The organism is Halomonas sp. Mc5H-6, from assembly GCF_024124705.1.
GTDB classification, from domain to species: domain Bacteria; phylum Pseudomonadota; class Gammaproteobacteria; order Pseudomonadales; family Halomonadaceae; genus Vreelandella; species Vreelandella subterranea.
Map to the genome: position 1 here is coordinate 148598 of NZ_JAMXSI010000005.1, position 19771 is coordinate 168368.

The following is a 19771-nucleotide window of genomic DNA, read 5'->3' on the forward strand; positions in this document are numbered from 1 at the left end:
GGTGACTCAGTTCGAGGGTGCTAGTGCTGATAAGTCTGGTCAGCACAGGAACGGCTGGACCAGCGGGCTATCTGACGACTTGGACATCTGGCCGACATCATCGGGCGCGATAGTCAAAAACTTCACCGCGCAGTCGCGCCAATTACAGCGCTGAATAATGCCTGGGGCGACCTGGGTTATATATGGGTAAATCCGGTCGTATCAAGCCAGTAGCTCGATGTTAGTCAACCCCCGCGTCAAACGCAAGCTTTTGGCAATTGACAATAAATAAAGCCCCCCGCAACCTTGGGTCAGTCAACACGAAGGATAGCTCATGCCCAAGGACATTTCGCTCCCCACTGACGCCGCTGACGCAGCGGCCGAAAACGGGGCACCCCAACGTTTAGCGGCCATCGACATGGGGTCGAACAGCTTTCATTTGCTGGTGGCCAACTACCAGAATGAGCGCCTTCAAGTCGTGGCACGCCTCGGCGAAAAGGTCCAGCTTGCCGCCGGTTTGGATGAGGAAGGCCAGCTCAGCGAGGCCGCCATTCAACGGGCGCTGGATTGTTTGGGACGCTTTGCGCCGTTCCTTACCGGTATCACTCAACAAAATCTGCGTATCGTGGGCACCAACGCGCTGCGCGATGCGCATAACAGCCAGGCCTTCATCGAACGCGCCGAGGCCCAGCTTGGCCATCCCATCGAGATTATTGCCGGTCGCGAAGAGGCTCGCCTGATCTACCTGGGCGCCGCCCACGCGCTGGCGGAAAACGGTCGCCGCTTGATTGTCGATATCGGCGGCGGGTCCACCGAGTTCATCATTGGCGAGGCCTTCGAGCCCAGAGCGCTGGAAAGTCTGCGCATGGGCTGCGTGACCTTTTCGCGGCGCTTTTTCCCCGAAGGCGAGCTCAGCGAAAAGCGCATGCGCCGTGCGGAGCTGGCTGCGCTCTCGGAGCTGGCCAATATTCAGCGCCCCTACCAGCGCCTGGGCTGGGACGACCCGGTGGGTTCCAGCGGTACCATCAAGGCAGCGGCCAGCGTGCTCTTCGCCTACGGCGACACGACCCAGGAGGGTGTGATTACCCGTGGCGGCTTAAAAAAGCTGCGCGAACGGCTCATCAAGTGCAAACGCCTCGACAAGGTCGAGCTCGACGGCTTGAAATCCGACCGCGCCAAGGTGTTTCCTGCCGGGATAGCCATTCTGAGCGCTGTTTTCGAAGCTTTTGACCTTGAACAGATGCGCTTTGCCGATGGGGCCCTCCGGGAAGGGGTGCTGTACGACATGGCGGGGCGCAATAGTGCCGAAGACACCCGTTCGAAAAGCCTCGACATGCTCAAGCGCACCTATGACGTGGATAGTCGACAAGCGGACAACGTCGCGGATACCGCCAGTCGACTTTTTGATGCCCTGCACCATGACTGGTCGCTGAGCGACTCGCTCAGGCGTTACCTGCGCTGGGCGAGTCACGTGCATGAAATTGGCCTGGCGATTTCCCACAGCCAATTTCACCGCCATGGCGCCTACCTGCTCGAACATTCGGACCTGGCCGGCTTTTCGCGCCCCGAGCAGCAGTTGCTGGCGTTTCTGGTCCGCGCCCACCGGCGTAAATTTCCGCTCAAGGAGTGGCAGGCATTGCCTAACAACCTGCAGGCACAAAGCGCCAAACTGGCGCGCCTACTGCGGCTGGCGGTGTTGTTTAACCATTCACGGCCTGAACAGGCCCCGCCGCTCCCCGAGGTAAGCGCCGACGCGGATCAACTGACGATCAAACTGCCCGAGAGCGACGAACCAACGCTGCTGAGCACTGACCTGGAACAGGAACAAGGTTACATGGAAACGGCGGGGTTCACGCTAAACCTCGTGGAGTGATCGGTTAGCCGAACGTCACGCCTTCCGCCCGCCACAATAATGTGGCGGGCAGTTGAACCACTCCCAGACATTCGTCTCCTCGCATGACCACGACGACCCACTCGCGCTGCCAGGGAGGTAACCGGGCTTCTTGCAAAAGCCGCTTGACCGTCCGGTGCCCCCGCCCGGGAAGACGTATCACCTCGCCCCCCTGGCGCCAGCGCAGCGTTACCGGCTGGTCGGTCTCGAGCGCCAGCGCAAGCGGCCCCAGCGGCGTCTCGATGCCCGGTTGGCCGTTCCAGCTGGTTTGCCAGGGTGGCGGGCGTTCGAAAGGCGGCATGATAAATAACCGCTCACGCCACACCCGGGCGTCGGCCCCCGGCCAAGTGACGCGCACCTGGGCGTCACGCCCGGCCATCAGTTGGTCAAGCAGGGTTTCCAGACGCTCACGCGGGGGCGTGGGCAAGCCCGCCTGCTGGCACCATGTGCGCACCAGCAGCCGCTGGCGGGGGCGGCCCCGCGAGCGCAACGCCGCCACGTTCAGTCCCCAGTCCTCCTCGTGCAGGGTCTGCAGCTCCTCGGCCGCGTAGGCAGCCAACAGATCGTCGGCTTCCCCTGCCTGCCGGGCGCTTTGCGAAAGCGCCCGGCAGGCGCCCGGCCAGCGCGCTTCAAGTCGCGGCACTACCTGGTGGCGCAGCAGATTGCGGTCCAGGGCAACGTCATCATTGGTCGGGTCGTCGCACCAGGCCAGTTGCATGGCCCTGGCCGTTTCGGCGAGCTGATCACGACCGATATCAAGCCAGGGGCGCAACAGGGTGATGCTCTGCCAGTCGCGGCGATAGGGCATGGCAGCCAGTCCGCGAATGCCGCTACCGCGCATCATGGCCAGCAGCAGCGTTTCAGCCTGATCGTTCTGATGCTGGGCCAGCCACAGTGTATCGCCCGGCGGAACATGCTGCCGGAAGGCGGACAGGCGCGCCCGCCGAGCGGCGCCTTCGATCCCCTCGCCTTGACGTTCCACCGTCACCCTGGCCACCGTGAGGGGCACGTCGTGCCTTGCACACAACGCCTGACAGTGCGCTTCAAACGTCTCGGCGGCGGGTTGCAGGGCATGGTTGACGTGCAGCGCCCGCAGCGAACGCTGGGCCTTTTGGCAGACGTCCGCGGCCAGTGTCAGAAGCAGCGACGAATCCAGTCCGCCAGAGACGGCCACCCAAATAGAGCGCCCCGGTGGGGTTTCCACCAGGGCGTCATTGAGCGGGCCAACCAGCGATTCAGGCGGCTGGGGCGCCATAGCTCATCAGGCGGTCATAGCGGCGCGCCAAGAGCGCGTCGATCTCCATCTTTTGCAGCCGATCAATGCTCGCAGACAGCGCTTCCTTGACGCGCTCTGACGTTGTCACCGGATGCCGGTGTGCGCCACCCAGTGGCTCCTTGATCAGCGAGTCAACGAAACCCAGCTCCTTGAGTCGCTCAGCGGTGATGCCCATGGCCTGGGCCGCCTCGGAGGCTTTTTCGGCACTCTTCCACAGAATCGACGCGCAACCTTCCGGGGAAATCACCGAATAGGTCGAGTACTGCAGCATCTGCAGCTCATCGCAAACGCCAATCGCCAGCGCGCCGCCGGAGCCGCCCTCACCGACCACCGTGGAAATAATCGGCGTTTTCAGGCGCGACATCACCGCCAGATTATAGGCAATGGCTTCCGACTGACCACGCTCCTCGGCGTCGATCCCCGGGTAGGCCCCCGGCGTGTCGATAAAGGTCAGCACCGGCATCTTGAAGCGCTCGGCCATTTCCATTAATCGACAGGCCTTGCGATAGCCTTCCGGGCGCGGCATGCCAAAATTACGGCGGACCTTTTCTTTGACGTCACGGCCCTTTTGATGGCCAATCACCATGACAGGCTTGTCATTCAGGCGCGCCACCCCACCGACGAGCGCCGCATCATCGCCGAAGTTGCGATCGCCATGCAGCTCGTCAAAGTCGCTGAAGATATGCTCAAGGTAATCCAGCGTATAGGGGCGCTGGGGATGGCGCGACAGCTGGGAGACCTGCCAGGGGGTCAAATCCTTGAAAATCGACTCCGTCAGCTTGCGGCTTTTCTCTTCCAGCCGGGCGATTTCATCGGAAAGGTTGACCTGGCTATCGGAGCTGACCAAACGCAGCTCTTCAATTTTTGCCTGAAGTTCGGCAATGGGCTGTTCAAAATCGAGATAATTAGGATTCATCGGCTCTGCCTGTTAAAAATAAGCCTTGTCGAAACGCGCATGGATGACACCATTATCGCACCCTGACCCTACCACGCAAGGCGCCACGCGGAACGCGTCTACTTGTAGCGTAGCTGAACCCCCACCTGACCCTGCACATCGCGCAGGGTCAGCAGCAAATCATCGCTGGGGGCAACTTTCCATTCATCCGCCAGTTCCAGCCAGCCCACGGCATCGGGGTGGCGATACTGCAGGCGGACGGGTAACCCGGCCTCGTCGCGAAATGGCGACAGGCTGGCGCGCAGGCTCTCCACCAGACGACCGTTGAGCTGCTGGGCATCCAGCGCCAACTCCACTGCCTGGCCAAAGCGGGTGCGCGCCGCCACCATGGGGGTAACCTCCTTGCCGCGCAGCTTGAGCCCGCCGGAGAAGTCATCATTGGACACCTCGCCTTCGACAATCACCACTTCGTCGGCGGCGATTTGCCCACGCACTTGTTCGAACAGCTCGCCAAACAGCGATGCCTCGATGCGCCCGGTACGGTCATCCAGGGTAATGAACGCCATGGTATCACCGCGCTTTGATTTCATGGTGCGCATGGCCACTACCAGACCGGCGATCCGCTGGGGCTCCCAGGACGCTTTTAAATCGCTGATCCGCGTCGAGACAAAGCGTTTTAGTTCACGCTCGTACTCGTCAATCGGGTGGCCGGTCAGGTAGAGGCCGAGCGTCTCTTTCTCGCCGGACAGCCGTTCGCGATCGGTCCATTCGCGGACGTGGCGGTATTCAGCGTAAACATCGACCGCCTCTTCTTCGGCGGTAAATGCCTCGCCGAACATATCCAGCATGCCCAGGTTCTGGTTGGCGTGATTTTGCGCGGCGGCCTTGAGGGCATCGTCCATGGCTGCGGCGAGCACGGCGCGATTGGGGCCCAGGTTATCCAGCGCGCCGGAGCGGATCAGCGCTTCCAGCGTGCGTTTGTTCATGCGCTTGGGGTCGATACGCTTGCAGAAATCAAAGAGATCGGTGAACGCGCCGCCCGCTTCCCGGGCATCGACAATCGCGCCAATGGGGCCTTCGCCCACGCCGCGAATCGCCCCCAGCCCATACACCACGCGGCCCTCGACATCGACGGTGAACTTGTAGCCGCCCACATTGACATCCGGCGGGGTCACCGTCAGCTTGAGGTTTCGACACTCTTCAATCAGCGGTACGACCTTATCCAGATTGTCCATTTCCGTGGACATCACCGCCGCCATGAAGGGCCCGGGGTAGTGCGCCTTGAGCCAGGCAGTCTGGTACGAGACCAGCGCGTAGGCCGCCGAGTGCGATTTGTTGAAGCCGTAACCGGCGAATTTCTCCACCAGATCGAAGATATTGCCCGCCAGGTCTTTATCGATACCGTTGGCCGCGCAGCCTTCCATGAAGCCGGCGCGCTGCTTGGCCATTTCCTCGGGCTTTTTCTTGCCCATCGCCCGGCGCAGCATGTCGGCCTGGCCGAGCGTATAGCCCGCCATCACCTGGGCGATCTGCATGACCTGTTCCTGGTACAGGATGATGCCGTAGGTGGGCGCCAGCACCGGTTTCAACAGCTCGTGCTGGTAATCCGGGTGTGGATAAGATACTTCCGCACGGCCGTGCTTGCGGTTGATGAAGTCATCCACCATGCCCGACTGCAGCGGGCCGGGGCGGAACAGCGCCACCAGGGCGATCATGTCGTCGAGGGAATCGGGCAGCAGGCGCTTGATCAGCTCCTTCATGCCGCGGGATTCCAACTGGAACACCGCCGTGGTCTCGGCACGCTTGAGCATCTCGAAGGTTTTGCCATCATCCAGGGGAATGGCGTCGATATTGAGGGGTTCCTGGTTATTGGCGTCACGCACCTTGTCGACCATTTCCAGCGCCCAGTCGATGATGGTCAGCGTGCGCAGCCCCAGAAAGTCGAACTTCACCAACCCGGCTTCTTCGATGTCGTTTTTATCGAACTGCACCATCAGGCCGGAACCGTCCTCGTCGCAGAGCAGTGGCGAGAAATCGGTGAGCTTGGTGGGTGCGATCACCACGCCCCCGGCGTGCTTGCCGGTGCCCCGAGTAGTGCCCTCCAGCTTAAGGGCCATTTCCCAGATTTCCTCGGCTTCTTCATCGCTGTCGATAAATTCTTTCAGCGCCGCTTCCTGCTCGATCGCCTTGTCCAGCGTCATGCCAACTTCGAAGGGGATCAGCTTGGAGAGCTTGTCACCCAGCGAATAGGGCTTGCCCTGGGCGCGAGCGACGTCACGCACCACCGCCTTGGCGGCCATGGTGCCAAAGGTGACAATCTGCGATACCGCATCACGCCCATAGCGCTCGGCCACATACTCGATGACCTTGTCACGCTTCTCCATGCAGAAGTCGACGTCAAAGTCAGGCATGGAAACCCGCTCGGGGTTCAGGAACCGCTCGAAAAGCAGGTCGTAGCCGATGGGGTCCAGGTCGGTGATCTTCTGCGCGTAGGCCACCAGCGACCCCGCGCCGGAACCACGCCCGGGCCCCACCGGCACGTTGTTGTCCTTGGCCCACTGGATAAAGTCCATCACGATCAGGAAGTAGCCGGGAAAGCCCATCTGGATGATGATGTTCAGCTCGAAATCGAGCCGCTCCCGGTAGCGCTGGTCGATCGCCTGGTACTCCTCCCCGTCCCGCGGGTAACGCTCGGCGGGGTACAGAAAATCCAGCCGGTCCGTCAGGCCATCGTGGGACACCTTGCGGAAAAATTCGTCCTGGGTCATCCCCTCCGGAATGCCGAACTCGGGCAGGAATATCTCGCCCAGGCGCACGTCGACGCTGCAGCGCTCGGCGATCATCACGCTGTTTTCAAGGGCCTCGGGAATGTCGGCAAACAGCTCGGCCATCTCCTCGGGGCTTTTCAGGTATTGCTCTTCGGTATAACGCCGCTCGCGACGCGGGTCATCAAGCGCCTTGCCTTCGCCGATCGCCACGCGGGTTTCATGGGCCCAATAGTCGTCACGCTCAAGGAAGCGTACATCGTTGGTGGCCACCACCGGTGTCTGGGTGTCAATCGCCAGCTTCACGCTGGCATGCACACAGTCCTCTTCCAGGGGCCGCCCGGTGCGGATGAGTTCAAGGTAGAAGCGGTCGGGGAAGGCCTGCTGCCACTCCTCCAGCAGCCCACGTGCTTCTCGCTCGTGGTCGGAAAGCAGGTGGCGGCCTATTTCACCCTCTCGCGCCCCAGACAGCGCAATCAGCCCCTCACTTTGCGACAGTACCCACTGCTTATCCAGAATGGCGCGGCCCTGCCGCTGGCCGTCGGTCCAGCCTCTGGAAATCAGTTCGGTCAAATTGCGGTAACCGACATCGTTCATCGCCAGCAGCGTCAGTCGGTAGGGGTGCGCCTCGTCGTGGGGATTATGCAGCCACAAGTCGCTGCCGATAATGGGCTTCAAGCCAGCCCCTTGGGCGGACTTGTAAAACTTTACCAGACCAAACAGGTTGGCTTCGTCGGTCAGCGCCAGCGCTGGCATCCCGCGCTCAGCGGTCGTGCTGACCAGCGACTTGAGCTTGACCAAGCCATCGACCAGGGAATATTCACTGTGCAAACGTAGATGAACGAACGGAACCGTCATGAGACTCTCGGTAAAAACGCTAAATAATAGAAAGGCTACAGCAGGGCTAACTGGCGCTGCACTGGTGCAAAGCTCCGGCGATGGTCGGCCAATGGCCCATGAACCGCAAGCGCCGACAGGTGCTCTTTGGTCGGGTAGCCCTTGTGGCGCGCAAACCCATACTCAGGATAGCGCATATCCAGGGCGACCATTTGGGCATCCCGGGCGACCTTGGCCAGAATAGACGCCGCCGCTATTGCCGGATGCCGGGCATCGCCTTTGACGACCGCCTGACCGGGCAGCGCATGCCCCGGTAGCCGGTTGCCGTCCACTAGCAGGTATTCCGCCGCTGGCGCCAGGCCATCGATAGCCCGGCGCATGGCCAGGTGCGTGGCGTGGTAGATATTGAGCTGATCCACTTCCGCGGCACTGGCCTCGGCCACCGTGAATGCCAGTGCGTGCTCGCGAATCAGACTGTCCAGCGCTTCGCGTTTGCGCGCCGTCAGCTTTTTGGAGTCGGTCAGCCCGTCGATGGGCCTGTCAGGATCAAGGATCACGGCGGCGGCCACCACACTGCCCACCAAGGGCCCCCTGCCCACTTCATCCACTCCCGCCAGGCGCTGACCGGTATAGTCAATCTGCAACGGTGGAAGGTCGGTCACTTTAACACCCATCGATGCTGTCATCCTGTGCGGCTAGTGGCTGACCGGCGACCAGCGCGTCGATGGCATCTGCCGCCCGGCGACTGGCATTTCGCTGAAGCGCCTGGTGCATTGAAGCAAAGCGGGCTTCCAGTGCGTGCCGCCCTGCGTCGTCGCTCAATAGCGCGCTGAGCTGCTCGGCAATGGCCTCGGGTGAGGCATCGTCCTGGATCAGTTCGGGCACTATCGACTGCTGGGCAATCAGGTTGGGTAATGACACCCAGGATGTTTTGACCAGCCGCTTGGCCAGCCAGTGCGTCACAGGGGCCATTTTGTAGGCCACCACCATGGCGCGGTGGCAAAGCATGGCTTCCAGTGCGGCGGTGCCTGACGCCAGGAGCACGGCGTCGCTTGCCACCATTGCCTCGCGGGCCTGACCGTCGAGTAACACCGCGCGCTCGCCAAGCACCGGGAAGGTTTCCAAGAGCTGAGCTATTTCGTCACGCCGCTGTGCGCTGGCCGCCGGAATCACCACCTGGAGCGCGCCATGCTGCTGGCAAAGCTGCTCGGCGGCTTGCATGAAGGTCGCGCCCAAAAAGCGTATTTCGTTGCTGCGTGAACCAGGCAGCAGCGCCAGCACCGGCGCCTGCTCGTCCAGACCGAGCGACTGACGGGTGCCGGAACGGTCATTCTCGAGAGGCAGCTCGTCGGCCAACGGGTGACCAACAAAGGCAACCGGCACTTGGTGACAGCGATAGAAGGCCGCTTCAAAGGGCAACAATGTCAGCATGCCATCCACGGCTTTGGCAATCTTCTTTACCCGCCCTTGCCGCCATGCCCACACCGACGGGCTGACATAATGTGCCGTCGTTATGCCCGTCTCGCGAAGCTGTTTCTCAAGGCCAATATTGAAGTCGGGGGCATCAATGCCGATCATGATATCAGGCTGCCAGGCGATGGCTTCTTCGCGTAGCGTCCGGCGCACGCGAATCAGCTCGGGCAGGTGCTTGATGACTTCCACCAGGCCCATGACTGATAGGGTTTCAAGGGGAAACCGACTATTGAGGCCCTGGGCTTGCATGCGTGGGCCGCCGATACCACGAAATTCAACGTCAGGGTGGCGCGCATTGAGTTCGCGCATCAGCCCCGCGCCGAGGATATCGCCGGAAAGCTCGCCTGCCACTAGGTAAATGCGCCGTGGTTCCATGAAAAACCGCCGGTTAGCGGGTAATGCCGCGCGTTGAACGCTCGATGGAATCAGCGAAGTGGGACACTTCAGGAATTGAGAACTGGCGGCGCATTTCGGCAAGCGCCTGCTCTACCGTCAAGCCCTGCCGGTACACCAATTTGTAGGAAGCGCTCAAGGCGTTGATGGTTTCACTACTGAAACCACGGCGCTTGAGCCCCACCAGGTTGAGTCCGCGAGCTTCAGCAGGGTTGCCATTGATCATCACGTACGCGGGCGTATCCTTGGTGATGATGGAACCACCGCCTGCCATGGCATGATCGCCGAAATAACAAAACTGATGAATCGCTGCCAATCCGCCCAGAATGGCAAAGTTGCCGACCGTCACGTGACCGGCCAAGGTGACCTGATTGGCCAGAATACAGTCATCGCCAATCACGCAATCGTGGCCCACATGTACATACGCCATGATTAGGTTGCGCGACCCGATGGTGGTTTCGCCGCGGTCCTGAATAGTGCCGCGGTGCAAGGTGGCACCTTCGCGAATGACGTTATCATCCCCCATCACCAGGCGCGTCGGCTCGCCCGCGTACTTTTTATCCTGGCAATCCTCACCCACGGAGGCAAACTGGAAAATGCGCGTGCGCTCACCCAGGGTTGTCGGCCCCTTGATCACCACATGGGGACCGACAACCGACCCCGCACCAATGGTGACATCCGGGCCAATTACACTAAAGGGGCCGACCTCAACGTCGTCGGCAAGCCGCGCGGCGGGATCAACAAGGGCAGTAGGGTGTATCAAGCTACTTTCCTCTCGGCACAAATAATCTCTGCTTCGCAGGCCAGCTCGCCATCCACCGTTGCCCGGCAGGCGAATTTCCAGATGCCCCGTTTGCCGCGAATAACATCGGCTTCAAGTATCATCTGATCGCCAGGCATCACCGGACGCTTGAAGCGTACTTTATCACTCCCCACGAGGTAATACACATAGCCATCGGCGGGGAGCTTGTTAACCGTTTTAAAACCCAGGATACCGCAGGCCTGAGCCAGCGCTTCGATCACCAGAACGCCCGGCATGATGGGATGGTGGGGGAAATGGCCGTTAAAAAACGGCTCGTTGATGCTGACGTTTTTGTACGCAACGATGGATTCGCCCTTGGTGAGCTGCGTTACCCGATCGACCAGCAAAAACGGGTAGCGGTGCGGCAAGTACTCGCGAATTTCGTTAATATCCATAACCATCGTAGCGACCTCTAAAAAGACAAAACACCTGTTACATCAGGCAAACATCGGCACACAGACCGATCAAAAAGCAGTGGATTATAACGCGCTGCGGATGAGCCTCAACCGGCCCACTGCCATATTCACACAGTCACGACTGGCCGCGGTGATTTTTTTCCAAGCGAGACAACCGCTTGGCAATCTCATCGAGCTGTTTAAAACGAACGGCATTTTTTCGCCATTGCGCGTTGCTCATGGCGCCGGTGCCGGAAGAATAAACGCCGGGTTCGTGGATGGAGTTGGTCACAAGGCTCATTCCGGTCACCTGGACACCATCACAAATCGTCAGGTGACCTGAAAGACCCACGCCACCCCCCAGCATGCAGTGACGCCCCACATGGGTGGAGCCAGCAATACCCACACAGCCGGCTAATGCACTATGATCGCCGACCGTGACGTTATGGGCAATCTGCACCTGGCTGTCGATCTTCACATCATTACCGATCACGGTATTACCCAGCGCCCCCCGGTCGATGCTTGAGCAACTGCCAACCTCGACGTCATCACCTAGCACCACGCCGCCCAATTGAGCAATCTTGTGCCATTGGCCGCCATCGTGGGCAAAGCCAAACCCGTCCCCCCCGATCACACAGCCGCTCTGCAGGATGACCCGCTTGCCTATCACCACGCCATGACACACGGTGACGTTGGCATGTAAACGCGTTCCTTCACCGATAATACTGTCGGCGCCCACAATGCTGCCCGCGCCAATGACCACGTTGTCACCCAGCACCACCCCTTCTTCAATGACCGCATTGGCCTGCACACTGACGCCCTCCCCAAGCGTAGCGCTTTGCGCAACAACCGCGCTTGGGTGAATTCCCGGTATATCTCGGGCAGGTAACGGGTCGAAAAGTTGAGAGAGTGTGGCATACCCCAAATAAGGGTTATCGATTTCCAGGCGTGGAACGGGGCAGCTTTTGCCATGCTCAGGGTGGAGCAGAACCGCCGCTGCCTGCGTCACGGCCAGATCTTTCAGATAGGCACGATTCGCCAAAAAAGCCACCTGATCGGCCTGGGCGTCTTTAAGCGTCGCCAACCCCCTGATGGGCTGGCTCCCGTCACCCTCAAAGGCAACGTTCAAGTGGCGGGCAATATCCGCAAGGGTTAGGTCGTGAGAAGCGTGGGTCATGGGCGGCCAAGGAACCTTTGGTGCGGCTGAGCCGCACCGAGCAATATGGGTATTTTAGTTGAGCGAGTTAAAAATCTGCGTGACTTCATCCGTCACGTTGGGCAGGTCCCTGGATGAATGCAGCACGCCTTGGGGCTCAACCAAGACTTCAATGCCGTGTCGATCAATCACCTGTTCAACCGCCTGTTCGAGTTTGGGTTCGGCACCCTCCAGGAACTGCTGCTCTGAGCGTTGCTGCGCCTGACCGATTTGCTGGCGCAACTGCTCAAAACGACGCCCTTTTTCCTGCAGTTCAGCAATCAGCGACTCGCGCTGTGCCTCGGACATCGTCTCGCCCTCGCTCTGCAAGCGTTCCTGCAGGCCCTGCAGTTCGCTGCCCAAACTTTCAGCTTCGCGCTGCTGGTTACCAATCTCGCCTTCCAGTCGGCTGATCGATGATTGAGCGGAATCGGTGTTCATCAATGCTGCACGCCAGTCAAGAACAGCCACCTCGTCCGCCTGAGCCTGCGCGGATAACACCATGGCACCCAACAGACAAACGACCCCAGTGAGCTTAAGCATGGTCATAACTCCTTTTTGTAAAAGGGATGCGCCTTGCAGCGCATCTCAACTCGTTAGAATGACTGGCCTAACGAAAACTGGAGGAATTGAGTATCATCCCCACTCTCGTCATTGAGAGGCTCAGCCACCGCAAAGGTCAACGGTCCTACCGGCGTCAGCCAGGATAACCCCACCCCGGCGCTGTAGCGTAGATCGCCAAGATCAACGCCCGAATTACAGCGTTGGCGGCTGGCATCTTCATCAAGCACGTCATAGCAGGATGACAGGAACGTATTACCCGCATCTAAGAACAGCGATGTCTGCAAAGAGTTCTGATTTTCAACAAACGGAAGTGGGAAAATGACTTCCGCGCTACCCTCGACGAGCACGTTCCCCCCCAGTGTGCGATCCCGCCCGCCTTCGCGTGCGGGCGTCGTCCGCTGCCCGAGGGTGTTGGAGGTAAACCCGCGCACGGACCCCAGGCCCCCGGCGTAGAAGTTCTCGTAGAACGGATAAGGATCATCCCCAAACGCATCGGCATAGCCAAGATCACCAGTAAACTTGAGTGACCATGCATCGTTGAGCGCGAACAGCTGCTGCGCTCGGGCGCTGGCTTTGTAGTATTGCGTGTCGCTGCCCGGCGCACCGGTCTCGATGGCGACACGCTGGTAACTGCCCGCCGTGGGCATGATGCCGCGATTGAGATTATTACGCGTCCAGTTGGCATTCAGCTTCAGGGTTTGCGCACTGTCTCCCTCGTCCTGCACATAACGACGAATTTCGGAGGCGGTATCAAAGTAGGTTTTGACCGTGATGTCCTCGGCGCTGGCGCCAAAGTTAAGCCGCGACAGTTCACTAATCGGATAGCCGAAGTTAATGCCGGCACCATACGCATCCGTGGAGTAGGTCGAAATATCGGAGTCTTCGTAGTCGGTTTCGCGATAGAAGACGTTATAGCCTCGCGAAATCCCGTCAAGTGTCCAATAGGGGTCGGTAAAACCGAAATTGATACTGGTGAAGGTGTCACTACGCTGGGCCCCGATGTTGACACGGTTACCGGTGCCCAGAAAATTATTCTGCGACAGAGACGCTCCGTAGATCACCCCGGCACTTTGCGAGAAGCCGATGCTGGCTGAAACAGAGCCCGATGGCTGCTCCTCAACGTTATAGGTGACGTCCAGCTTGTCGGGCTCGCCCGGGACCCGCTCGGTATCGACTTCAACCTGGCTGAAAAAGCCTAGTCGCTCGAGACGTTGACGTGACTGGGTAATCGATTCTGTAGAAGCGGGGGCGCCTTCCATCTGGATCATTTCGCGACGCAGCACTTCGTCATCGGTGGTCGTATTGCCGACGAACTCGATACGCCGTACGTAGGCACGCTGCCCCGGATCGACGTTGATCACCAGATCGACCGTTTCACCGTCGCCGGCCACCTCAGGCACGCCCTGGACATCGGCAAAGGCAAAACCTTCTGCCCCAAGGCGTTGGCGTAGCGCCTCGGTGGAGGCGTTCAGGTCCTGACGGGAGAAAATCTCACCGCGCTCTATGGTGAGCAGGTCTCGGGCCTCCTGCTCGCTGATTTCCAGGTTGCCTCTGAAACGCACATCGCCGACGCGATATTGCTGGCCTTCGTCCACATTGAGCGTTATGAATATCTCTGACTTGTCAGCACCGATCGATACTTGTGTAGAGGTCACGTCGAAGTTGACATAGCCACGATCCAAGTAATAAGACCGCAAACGTTCGATGTCGCCTGACAACGCTTCACGGGAATACTCGTCGCTGGAAAACCAGCCAAACAAAAAGCCCGGACGATCTTCGAGCTCGAAAATATCCAGCAGCGTTTCATCGTCGAACGCCTCGTTGCCGACGATGTTTATCTGGCGGATCTTGGCGACCTCGCCTTCGTTGATATCGATATTGACCCGCACGCGCCCTTCGTCGATTTTCTCGACGTCAGTTTCGATACCTGCACTGTAACGACCCTGGGATTGGTAAACACCTTCCAGCTCACGCTCCATTTCCTCGAGCGTCGAGAGCTGAAGTACTTCGCCTTCCGCCAGGCCTGCTTCCGTCAGGCCACGCCGCAGGTCATCTTCCGAGATTTGCTCATTACCGTTGATGTTCAACTGGGTAATAGTGGGGCGCTCGACGACCTGTATAACGAGCACGTCGCCTTCCCGGGCGAGCGATACGTCTTCGAACAACCCGGTTTCGAAAAGTTGCCGCGCCGCAGCTGCCAGTTCGCTTTCGCTCACCTGGTCATTGGCGCTGACAGGAAACGCATTAAAGACCGAGGCGGCGGAAACCCGCTGCAGTCCTTCCACACGAATGTCCGAAACATCAAAGGATTGTGCTTGGGCACCGCTGGCACCCGCCAGCAAGAGTACCGCCATTCCAAAGGTCTTGATTTTCATGCAGTCATTTCGCTCGCGTTGGTCTGCCTATGCATTCAAACAGGCACCATATACATTTGTGCAGGCAGATGACAAGGCATCCTAGGCACTACACGCGTCGTTACCAGAGGCGCATCAGGTCAAAATACAGGGCCATCAGCATCAGGGTGCCTACCATGGCAAGCCCGATACGTAAGCCGATGGCTTGGGTTTGCTCGGAGACCGGCCGCCCGCGCACGATCTCCAGAAAATAATAAAGCAGATGCCCGCCGTCCAACACGGGGATCGGCAGCAGGTTCAACACCCCGAGGCTGATGGAAAGATACGCCAGAAAGCTGATAAATGCTTCCAGCCCCGCCCGTGCAGAATCCCCTGAAATCTGGGCAATCGTCACAGGGCCAGACAGATTGGAAGGCGATATCAGTCCCACCAGCATCTTGCGAATGGCGTCAACGGTCAACAAAGTCATGTCCGCAGTGCGCGACAATGACTGTCCGACAGCCTCCACTGGGCCATAGCGGATTTCGCGCTGATATTCTTCAGGCCATTCGACAGGCTCGGCACCCGCACCAATGTACCCAATTTCAACGCCCGTCTCCAGATTGTTACGACCGGGGGTCAGGGTCGTGGTTTGCCGTTCGCCGTCTCGTTCAAATTCGACCGTCAACGCCTCATCGGGGCTACCACGGATCACGTTGACGAAATCCATCCAGTCCGCAATGGGCTCTTCATCCACCGCGATAATGCGGTCTCCCACCTGCAAGCCCGCCTCGGCGGCCGCCTCACCTTCAATCACCTGACCAAGCGTGGCCGGGACATCGGGCTGCCAGGGGGTCAACCCCAGTGTTTCCAGTGGCTGTGGTGGATCCTGGCGGGTCATGTAATCGCGTAACGGAAGCTGGTAAACCACTACATTGCTCCCACCTTCCGGGCGAGCTTCAATGGTGAGCTCTCCACTGAAACCGATCATCGATACCAGCTTCAGGTTGATCGCCTCCCAACTGCTGACGGTTTCACCCTGAATCGCGGTGATCTCGTCCCCGTGGGCCAGCCCCGCTTCAGCGGCAGGGGAGTCCGGCACTGTTTCGCCGACCATCGGCGCAACGGCGGTTGTGCCCGCCACAAACAACGCCCAGTAGGCAACGATCGCCAGCAGGAAGTTGGCAATCGGCCCTGCCGCCACGACGGCGATACGCTGCCAGACACTTTTACGGTTAAATGCCTGGTCGAGCTGATCGTCAGGTACCGGCGCCTCGCGCTCGTCGAGCATCTTGACGTAGCCACCAAGTGGAATGGCGGCAATCGCAAATTCGGTGCCATGGCGGTCAACCCGCGACCATAACGGTTTGCCAAACCCGACTGAAAAGCGCAGTACTTTAACCCCGCAGCGACGCGCCACCCAAAAGTGACCAAATTCGTGGAAGGTAACCAGCAGCCCCAATACCACGATCACCGCTAAAATGTTTTGTATCAGGCCCACAGGGAAACTCCTCGATATGCGCCTCAGCCTTCTAAGGCTAAGCGGACCAACGTTCCAGCCATCCAGCGGCACGCTGACGTGCGCGCTGGTCGGTCCATAAAATACTTTCAAGGCAATCGGCGGACCCGTCGACAGACGAGGAAAGCGCCTCTTCGACCAGTTGAGCGATGCCCAAAAACCCCAGCCGGTGATTCAGGAAAGCCTCGACGGCCACTTCATTGGCAGCGTTAAGCACGACAGGCGCCAAACCACCGCTGCGCATCGCCTCACGAGCCAGCGGCAGGCACGGGAAGCGCGCTTCATCCGCGGTTTCAAACTCGAGCCGTGCCACCTGAAAAAGGTCCAGCGCTTCGACGCCCGCGTCAATCCTTTCAGGCCACGCCAGCCCATACGCGATGGGCGTTCGCATATCGGGATTGCCCAGTTGCGCAAGCACGGAGCCGTCATGATATGCCGCCATCGAGTGAATGACGCTTTGTGGGTGCACGACCACCTGAATTTGGTCGGGGCGGGCATCAAACAGCCAGCAGGCCTCGATCAGCTCCAGCCCCTTATTCATCAAGGTGGCGCTGTCCACCGAAATTTTACGCCCCATCGACCAGTTGGGATGCGCGCAGGCCTGCTCGGGTGTGACCCGGGCGATGGCCGCCTCGCTCCAGGTCCGAAAAGGCCCGCCAGAGGCCGTCAGCAGCAATTGCGAAACGCCGTGGCGTGACAGCCCGCCCCGATGCTCTGGGGGTAGACACTGGTAGATGGCATTATGTTCGGAATCAATGGGTAATAGCGTGGCCCCGGAGCGGGCGACCGCCTGCATGAAGAGGGCACCGCTCATCACCAGCGCCTCTTTATTGGCCAGCAGCACACGCTTGCCCGCTTCTGCAGCGGCAAGCGAAGGTAACAATCCCGCCGCGCCCACTATCGCTGCCATGACGATATCGACACAGGCATCGCGGGCGACATCGCATAGCGGTTCCGGCCCCACCATGACCTCGGTGGGTTGGTTTGCCCGTTGCAGCTCAGCGCGCAGCCAGCCCGCATCCGTCTCGTTGGCGAGAACCGCAACGGCAGGACGAAAGCGCAGGCACTGGCTGAGCAGCGTCTCTTTTGAGGTATGCGCGGTTAACGCATGCACCTGATAGCGATCAGGATGACGGGCGATGACATCAAGTGTACTGGTACCGATGGAGCCGGTGGAGCCCAGCACCGTTACTCGCTGTCGGGTTATCGAGGTCATAGGCCCAGCACCTGTAGGTAGAGCAGCGCAAACAGCGGAATCGCCGCCGTCAAGCTGTCAATGCGGTCCAGCACGCCGCCATGTCCCGGCAGCAGCTGGCTTGAATCCTTCACGTCCCGGTAGCGCTTGAGCATGCTTTCCAGTAAATCGCCCAACACAGAAATCAACGTGACCAGCAGCGTAATCACCACCAGAGCCGCCCCTTCGGCCACTCCCAGCGACAGCGCGAACGCGAACCCAATCGCCAAAAGCGCCGTGGCCGTCATACCGCCCAGTACGCCCTCCCAGGATTTGCCGGGACTGACCCGAGGTGCCAGTTTGCGTCTCCCCCAGCGGCGCCCGGCGAAGTAGGCGCCAATATCCGCCGACCAGACGAGCAGGAGGACGAACAGCAGCCACACGGCTCCGGTCTCGCGCAGAATATTGAACCCCACCCAGCACGGCAACAGCACCCAAAGCCCCATGAGTAACCGCCCTGACGTGGAATGCCATTGGGCGACCAGGCCAGGGTAGCGGGTAACCCACACCAGGTTGAGCAGCCAGCCCACCGCAGCAACCCACAGTGGCCATTCGGCCTGGGCGATACCGCTGGTCCACATCACCAGCATCAAGGCGGCACAGCCCGCGACCAGCGCGGCACGCTTGAGCGTCTGAGTCACGCCTGCCAGATTGGTCCACTCCCATGCACCCAGCAGCATGACGGAGGCCGTGAACAGGGCAAAGCTCTCACCTTGCAGACCGAACAGGCCGACCAGCACCACAGGCGCTAGCCAGACCGCGGTTATCACTCGTTGCTTAAGCACCCTGGGCCTCTAACTGTTCGTCGGTCATGCCAAAACGACGTTGCCGTCGACAGAAATCAGCCAGGGCATCATCGAACGCCTCGGCATGGAAATCGGGCCAGAGCAACGGCGAAAAGTGCAGCTCGGCATAAGCCAGTTGCCAGAGCATGAAATTCGACAACCGCTGTTCGCCGCTGGTCCGAATACACAAATCGATGGGAGGAATATAAGCCCCCTCACTCATCGCCTGGTCCATCTGGACTTCGTCGATAGCGGATGGCGAAATTTCCCCAGCGACCGCCTGTTCAGCCAGTCGGCGGGCTGCCTGAGCAATATCCCATTGGCCGCCATAATTCGCGGCAATCACCAGGTGCATACCGGTGTTGTTGGCGGTCAGCGATTCGGCACGCTGAATATGTTTCTGGATCGCATGAGAAAAGCCACGCTGCTCGCCGATAATCGACAGGCGGATATTACGCTCATGCAGCTTCTTGACCTCTCGCTTGAGGGCCATCAGAAAAAGCTCCATCAGCGCATTGACTTCCGTTGCTGGCCGCTTCCAGTTCTCGCTTGAGAAGGCGAACAGGCTAAGCGTTTCCACCCCACGCTCAGCCGCACGCTGAATGACCGCCCTGACGGCCTCTACGCCTGCGCGATGCCCGCGCGCGCCCGAAAGCCCCCGCGCACGCGCCCAGCGATTGTTGCCGTCCATGATAATGGCCACATGGGACGGCAACGAATCCTTCTCAACCTCCATCGCGTTGGCATCGTCCGGTCGTTGTCCGGGGAGCTGCGGTGACGTCATGAATGCTTGCACCAAAGATCAATCATAGAAAAGCCACTCAAAGATGGCTGAGCGGGCAGCATTGCTGCCCGCGGCGTGAACATCCGCTTCTTACACCTGCATCAGATCGTGTTCTTTCGAAGCGAGCGCCTGATCGATCTCAGCGATGTACTTGTCGGTCAGCTTTTGAATCGCCTCTTCGCCTTCACGCTGATCGTCTTCGGTGATCTCTTTATCTTTTAACAATGACTTGAAATCGCCGTTGGCATCGCGGCGTACGTTGCGCACTGCGACACGCGCGTGCTCTGCCTCGCTGCGCGCCTGCTTGATATAGCCTTTGCGGGTCTCTTCGGTGAGCATCGGCATCGGCACGCGGATAACGTTGCCCGCGCTGGCCGGATTCAACCCCAGGTCAGACGTCATGATCGCCTTTTCGATTTTCTGCACCATGCTCTGTTCCCATGGCGAAATCGTCAGCGTCCGCGCGTCTTCAACGTTGACCGAGGCCACCTGATTCAGCGGCACCTGACTGCCGTAATATTCCACGGTCACCGCATCCAGAATGCTCGGATGGGCACGCCCGGTGCGAATCTTGTTAAAGTTGCTGTGCAGCGCCTCGACACTTTTTTTCATGCGCGCCGCGGCATCTTTCTGAATGTCATTAATCACGTG

16 protein-coding genes are annotated in these 19771 nt (G+C 59.7%); 1 reads left to right on the top strand and 15 read right to left on the bottom strand.

Annotated features, from left to right (window positions below; genetic code table 11):
- Positions 1 to 313: 313 nt before the first annotated feature.
- Positions 314 to 1852 (top strand): exopolyphosphatase, encoded by a 1539-nt coding sequence (ppx, locus tag NH395_RS09495; protein ID WP_253024327.1) that lies wholly within the window; start codon positions 314 to 316, stop codon positions 1850 to 1852.
- A gap of 4 nt (positions 1853 to 1856) precedes the next feature.
- On the opposite strand, the gene tilS is transcribed toward ppx, so the two are convergent.
- From tilS to frr, 15 genes are all read right to left on the bottom strand, one after another.
- Positions 1857 to 3125, bottom strand: a complete 1269-nt coding sequence (tilS, locus tag NH395_RS09500; protein WP_253024329.1) for a tRNA lysidine(34) synthetase TilS — start codon at positions 3123 to 3125, stop codon at positions 1857 to 1859.
- Positions 3106 to 4062, bottom strand: coding sequence for an acetyl-CoA carboxylase carboxyltransferase subunit alpha (locus tag NH395_RS09505; protein ID WP_066319484.1), 957 nt, complete (start codon positions 4060 to 4062; stop codon positions 3106 to 3108). The genes tilS and NH395_RS09505 overlap by 20 nt, the downstream gene beginning before the upstream one ends.
- 98 nt (positions 4063 to 4160) lie before the next feature.
- A complete protein-coding gene (gene dnaE / locus NH395_RS09510; protein ID WP_253024331.1) occupies positions 4161 to 7664 on the bottom strand; it encodes a DNA polymerase III subunit alpha in 3504 nt (1167 codons plus the stop codon).
- A 35-nt stretch (positions 7665 to 7699) separates the two neighbouring features.
- Complete coding sequence (gene rnhB / locus NH395_RS09515) at positions 7700 to 8317, bottom strand: ribonuclease HII (protein ID WP_253024333.1); 618 nt, start codon at positions 8315 to 8317, stop codon at positions 7700 to 7702.
- On the bottom strand, positions 8307 to 9491 hold the full coding sequence (lpxB, locus tag NH395_RS09520) for a lipid-A-disaccharide synthase (protein WP_253024335.1): 1185 nt from the start codon (positions 9489 to 9491) through the stop codon (positions 8307 to 8309). Before lpxB ends, rnhB begins: the two co-directional genes overlap by 11 nt.
- A gap of 13 nt (positions 9492 to 9504) precedes the next feature.
- Positions 9505 to 10272, bottom strand: a complete 768-nt coding sequence (gene lpxA / locus NH395_RS09525) for an acyl-ACP--UDP-N-acetylglucosamine O-acyltransferase (RefSeq protein WP_066319474.1) — start codon at positions 10270 to 10272, stop codon at positions 9505 to 9507.
- Complete coding sequence (gene fabZ, locus NH395_RS09530) at positions 10269 to 10712, bottom strand: 3-hydroxyacyl-ACP dehydratase FabZ (protein ID WP_066319472.1); 444 nt, start codon at positions 10710 to 10712, stop codon at positions 10269 to 10271. The genes lpxA and fabZ overlap by 4 nt, the downstream gene beginning before the upstream one ends.
- A gap of 130 nt (positions 10713 to 10842) precedes the next feature.
- On the bottom strand, positions 10843 to 11883 hold the full coding sequence (lpxD, locus tag NH395_RS09535; RefSeq protein WP_253024337.1) for a UDP-3-O-(3-hydroxymyristoyl)glucosamine N-acyltransferase: 1041 nt from the start codon (positions 11881 to 11883) through the stop codon (positions 10843 to 10845).
- Between the two features lie 54 nt (positions 11884 to 11937).
- On the bottom strand, positions 11938 to 12444 hold the full coding sequence (locus tag NH395_RS09540; RefSeq protein WP_253024339.1) for an OmpH family outer membrane protein: 507 nt from the start codon (positions 12442 to 12444) through the stop codon (positions 11938 to 11940).
- Positions 12445 to 12497: 53 nt separating this feature from the next.
- The gene (bamA, locus tag NH395_RS09545; protein ID WP_253024444.1) at positions 12498 to 14819 is read right to left on the bottom strand and encodes an outer membrane protein assembly factor BamA; all 2322 of its coding nucleotides are present in this window, start codon (positions 14817 to 14819) and stop codon (positions 12498 to 12500) included.
- Between the two features lie 121 nt (positions 14820 to 14940).
- Positions 14941 to 16299 carry an RIP metalloprotease RseP gene (gene rseP, locus NH395_RS09550; RefSeq protein WP_253024341.1) on the bottom strand — a complete coding sequence of 453 codons (1359 nt, stop codon included), beginning with the start codon at positions 16297 to 16299 and terminating at the stop codon, positions 14941 to 14943.
- Positions 16300 to 16336: 37 nt separating this feature from the next.
- On the bottom strand, positions 16337 to 17533 hold the full coding sequence (ispC, locus tag NH395_RS09555) for a 1-deoxy-D-xylulose-5-phosphate reductoisomerase (protein ID WP_253024343.1): 1197 nt from the start codon (positions 17531 to 17533) through the stop codon (positions 16337 to 16339).
- On the bottom strand, positions 17530 to 18336 hold the full coding sequence (locus NH395_RS09560; RefSeq protein WP_253024345.1) for a phosphatidate cytidylyltransferase: 807 nt from the start codon (positions 18334 to 18336) through the stop codon (positions 17530 to 17532). Before NH395_RS09560 ends, ispC begins: the two co-directional genes overlap by 4 nt.
- Positions 18329 to 19120: a polyprenyl diphosphate synthase gene (uppS, locus tag NH395_RS09565; RefSeq protein ID WP_253024355.1), complete on the bottom strand. Its 792-nt coding sequence runs from the start codon at positions 19118 to 19120 to the stop codon at positions 18329 to 18331. The genes NH395_RS09560 and uppS overlap by 8 nt, the downstream gene beginning before the upstream one ends.
- 90 nt (positions 19121 to 19210) lie before the next feature.
- Positions 19211 to 19768, bottom strand: coding sequence for a ribosome recycling factor (gene frr, locus NH395_RS09570; RefSeq protein WP_066319453.1), 558 nt, complete (start codon positions 19766 to 19768; stop codon positions 19211 to 19213).
- Positions 19769 to 19771: the final 3 nt, after the last annotated feature.